Below are 1607 nucleotides of genomic sequence, written 5' to 3' on the forward strand. Positions count from 1 at the left end.
CTGCCCACAGCGGCGGCAGCGACAGCCCCAGCAGCACCAGCGCGAGCGGCACCACGAATACGAAGCCCACGTGCTTGAAGCCCGCCGCCCCGGCAATGCCGCCGATGAGGAAAACCGACGCCAGCCCCGCGAACAGCCGCAGCCGCGCCTGGTTGGCACGCACCTGGTTCTCCAGCGCGGTGCCGGTGCGGTTCCAGTAGAGCATCTTGCCCAGCTCGATGCCCAAGTCGGTCACCACACCCGTCATGTGGGTGGTGCGGATCTGGGACGAGGACATCTTGGTCACGGTGGCGTTCTGCAGCCCCATGATGAAGGACAGCAGCAGCACCGTCATGGGCACCGCAAACGGCGTGCGCCAGTCGAGCGTGATGGCGCCCACCAGGCCGAACACGAGCATGAGCAGCGCCACCAGCACCAGCGGCAGCGCGTAGCTGCTGTGCAGTTTGCGCTGCAGCGCCCAGTTCACCATCACCGCCGTGGTGGCCGCCCCGCTGATGAACGCCAGCAGGGCCCCCACGGCGCTGAGCACCAGCACCATGTTGCCCAGCACCAGGTTGTCGGCCAGCATGGAAATGAACCCCGTCATGTGCGATGTGTACAGGTGCACCACCAGAAAGCCGCCCGCGTTCACGGCCCCGGCATTGAAGGCCAGCAGCAGGCCCAGCACGCGGTTGCTGGCGCCGGTGCGGTGGTGGCCGGTGAGGTGGCGCAGGCGCCGCATGCTAGAAGCGCCCGGCGTGGCAGCGTGCGGCGTGTCCGGCCGCGCCATCGCACCACGGCGTTCCATGCCGAAGGGCCCTGCCCACCACGTGCGCACCCTTCACCACTGCGGGGCCATGCGGCCCGGATTGAAGACGCCGGCCGGGTCGAAACTGCGCTTGATGCGCTCATGGATCTGTGCCAGCGCCGGGGAATTCAAGTCAAATTGTGCGCCAGCGCTTGATTCATCAGCGCCATCAGCTATGAATAAAGTAGCATTTCCACCCACCGCCCGGGCAGCTTCGCGCAGTGCATCGCCTTGCGCAAGGGGCGCCTGCACCCAGCGCAGGGCGCCGTGCCATTCAACCAGCGGCGAGGCGCCTGCCGGCAGCGCCAGCACAGGGGCGGTGGCGGGCACCGACAGGCGCCACAGCGCCTGTCCAGGCTGGGTCTGGCGGGCCGTGAACCAGGGCAAGGTCTGCTCGCGGCAGGCCTGCCAGTCGGGGGCCACCGTGGCGTTGTCGAGCCGCGTGCCTCCCATGCTCTTGCAGGCCGCATCAACCGCGGCCACGGGGCCGCGCAGGCGCACATACAGCGTGCCCACGCCCGCGTCTTCCACCCAGCAGCTCGCATTGAGCGGCAGGGGCTGGCCGCCCCAGGCGTGCAGCCGGCGCAGTGCATCGGCCTGGTTGCACTCGAAGCGCAGCGTGGCTTCGGCAGGCGCCAGGGGCAGCACCTTGAGGCTGACCTCGGCCAGCAAGCCCAGCGTGCCCCAGGCGCCCGCCATGAGGCGCGAGACATCGTAGCCCGCCACGTTCTTCATGACCTGGCCGCCAAACGTGAGCAGCTCGGCACGGCCGTTGACCAGCACCACACCCAGCAGGTAGTCGCGCACGGCGCCCACACTG

The 1607-nt window shown here is 69.1% G+C and carries 2 protein-coding genes; both read right to left on the reverse strand.

The genetic code is table 11. The features are described 5' to 3' along the window. Positions 1 to 721: YoaK family protein (locus tag ACDELDRAFT_RS22290; RefSeq protein ID WP_040330641.1), on the reverse strand; the 721-nt coding region annotated here is incomplete at its 3' end. A 99-nt stretch (positions 722 to 820) separates the two neighbouring features. Further along, on the reverse strand, positions 821 to 1607 hold a 787-nt coding region (glcE, locus tag ACDELDRAFT_RS22295), incomplete at its 5' end, for a glycolate oxidase subunit GlcE (RefSeq protein WP_005801070.1).

The sequence above is a fragment of the Acidovorax delafieldii 2AN genome (genome assembly GCF_000175235.1).
In the GTDB taxonomy this organism is placed as follows: domain Bacteria; phylum Pseudomonadota; class Gammaproteobacteria; order Burkholderiales; family Burkholderiaceae_C; genus Acidovorax; species Acidovorax delafieldii_B.